Source organism: Flavobacterium sp. HSC-61S13 (assembly GCF_024171535.1).
Taxonomy (GTDB): Bacteria; Bacteroidota; Bacteroidia; order Flavobacteriales; family Flavobacteriaceae; genus Flavobacterium.
The window spans coordinates 1-3,011 of the sequence record NZ_JALJZV010000031.1 but is presented as its reverse complement, the minus strand read 5'-3'; the positions used below and the strand labels follow the sequence as shown (position 1 = coordinate 3,011).

General features: G+C 47.7%; 2 rRNA genes. Both read right to left on the bottom strand.

Annotation, left to right across the window (positions count from 1 at the left end):
- Nucleotides 1-3: 3 nt before the first annotated feature.
- A 5S ribosomal RNA gene (rrf, locus tag L1275_RS16465) occupies nucleotides 4-113 on the bottom strand.
- 112 nt (nucleotides 114-225) lie between these two features.
- Nucleotides 226-3,011 (bottom strand): 23S ribosomal RNA (locus L1275_RS16460); the annotation flags it as partial.

The following is a 3,011-nucleotide window of genomic DNA, read 5'->3' as shown; positions in this document are numbered from 1 at the left end:
AAAGAAAGGCGACGACATACTCTCCCACATAAATGCAGTACCATCTGCGCTAACGGGCTTAACTTCTCTGTTCGAAATGGGAAGAGGTGAGCCCCGCTGCAATAACCACCTTAAATCGGTTGTTATCCAAAACTCTGGAATAACGAATATCGTAACATACGAAGATATTTAAATACTTGTATTTTTGTAGAAAGTCATCCTGTCCCGTTTAGAAAAACGGGACAGTACACATAAGCTTACGGGTTATTAGTACTACTCGACTATGACATTACTGCCTTTACATCTATAGCCTATCAACGTGGTCATCTCCCACGACCCTTTAAAGAAATCTCATCTTGTGGTGGGTTTCGCGCTTATATGCTTTCAGCGCTTATCCCTGCCAAACGTAGCTACTCTGCGATGCCCCTGGCGAGACAACAGATACACTAGAGGTTTGTCCAAATCGGTCCTCTCGTACTAGAATCAGATCCACTCAAATTTCTAACGCCCGCAGTAGATAGAGACCGAACTGTCTCACGACGTTCTGAACCCAGCTCGCGTGCCACTTTAATGGGCGAACAGCCCAACCCTTGGGACCTTCTCCAGCCCCAGGATGTGACGAGCCGACATCGAGGTGCCAAACCCCCCCGTCGATATGAGCTCTTGGGGGAGATCAGCCTGTTATCCCCGGCGTACCTTTTATCCTTTGAGCGATGGCCCTTCCATGCGGAACCACCGGATCACTATGCTCTACTTTCGTACCTGGTCGACTTGTTAGTCTCTCAGTCAAGCTCCCTTATACCATTGCACTCTACGCACGGTTACCAAGCGTGCTGAGGGAACCTTTAGAAGCCTCCGTTACTCTTTTGGAGGCGACCACCCCAGTCAAACTACCCACCAAGCAATGTCCTCCATTATATGGAGTTAGATCTCAAATAAGCAAAGGGTGGTATTTCAACAATGACTCCACAACGCCTAGCGACGCCACTTCATAGTCTCCCACCTATCCTACACATCACTTATCCAAGAACAATACTAAGCTATAGTAAAGGTGCACAGGGTCTTTTCGTCCCACTGCGGGTAATCGGCATCTTCACCGATACTACAATTTCACCGAGCTCATGGCTGAGACAGCGTCCAGATCGTTACACCATTCGTGCAGGTCGGAACTTACCCGACAAGGAATTTCGCTACCTTAGGACCGTTATAGTTACGGCCGCCGTTTACTGGGGCTTCAATTCAATGCTTCTCCTTACAGATAACATCTCCTCTTAACCTTCCAGCACCGGGCAGGTGTCAGGCCCTATACTTCATCTTACGATTTTGCAGAGCCCTGTGTTTTTGATAAACAGTCGCCTGGACCTCTTCACTGCGGCCAGCTTGCGCTGGCGACCTTTCTCCCGAAGTTACAGGTCTATTTTGCCTAGTTCCTTAGCCATGAATCTCTCGAGCACCTTAGGATTCTCTCCCCAACTACCTGTGTCGGTTTACGGTACGGGTACTTATAATCTAAGTTTAGAAGGTTTTCTTGGAAGCCCTTAGGCACACTATCTCGTTGTCCGTAGACTCTGAGTACTATCGGTCTTTGCCATCCCAAACGCATTTTACTATCTGGGATATAGCTACAACCTTCAACGAACTATTCCGTCAGTTCGCGGTGCTTTCATCACTCCGTCACTCCATCACAATTATAAGTAGTACGGGAATATTAACCCGTTGGCCATCGACGTCCCCCTTCGGGTTTGCCTTAGGACCCGACTAACCCACAGCTGATTAGCATAGCTGTGGAAACCTTAGTTTTTCGGTGTGCGGGTTTCTCGCCCGCATTATCGTTACTTATGCCTACATTTTCTTTTCTAATTAGTCCAGCAATACTCACATATCACCTTCAACCCCATTAGAATGCTCCCCTACCACTTACAAACCCTTGTCTGTAAATCCATAGCTTCGGTAGTATACTTATGCCCGATTATTATCCATGCTCGTCCGCTCGACTAGTGAGCTGTTACGCACTCTTTAAATGAATGGCTGCTTCCAAGCCAACATCCTAGCTGTCTGGGCAGACAAACCGCGTTTTTTCAACTTAGTATACATTTGGGGACCTTAGCTGATGGTCTGGGTTCTTTCCCTCTCGGACATGGACCTTAGCACCCATGCCCTCACTGTTAGTGAACATTATATAGCATTCGGAGTTTGTCAGGAATTGGTAGGTGGTGAAACCCCCGCATCCAATCAGTAGCTCTACCTCTATATAACTTATAACTAACGCTGCACCTAAATGCATTTCGGGGAGTACGAGCTATTTCCGAGTTTGATTGGCCTTTCACCCCTACCCACAGGTCATCCGAAGACTTTTCAACGTCAACCGGTTCGGTCCTCCATTTAGTGTTACCTAAACTTCAACCTGCCCATGGGTAGATCACACGGTTTCGCGTCTACCACTACTGACTAAAGCGCCCTATTCAGACTCGCTTTCGCTACGGATCCATGGCTTAACCACTTATCCTTGCCAGCAACGGTAACTCGTAGGCTCATTATGCAAAAGGCACGCCGTCACCCCACTTAAGGGCTCCGACCGCTTGTAGGCGTATGGTTTCAGGATCTATTTCACTCCGTTATTCACGGTTCTTTTCACCTTTCCCTCACGGTACTGGTTCACTATCGGTCTCTCAGGAGTATTTAGCCTTAGCGGATGGTCCCGCCAGTTTCAATCAGGGTTTCACGTGCCCCGACCTACTCAGGATACCACTATTCTTATCTTTCTTTACTTATACGGGACTGTCACCCTCTTTGGTCAAGCTTTCCAACTTGTTCTAATTCTGTCCGCAAGAAATATCGTGGTCCTACAACCCCAATATTGCCGTAACAACATTGGTTTGGGCTGTTCCGCGTTCGCTCGCCACTACTTACGGAATCACTTTTGTTTTCTTCTCCTCCGCCTACTTAGATGTTTCAGTTCAGCGGGTTTGCCTCCTATCGGATACTATGTCTTCAACATAGTGGGTTGCCCCATTCGGATATCTACGGATCAA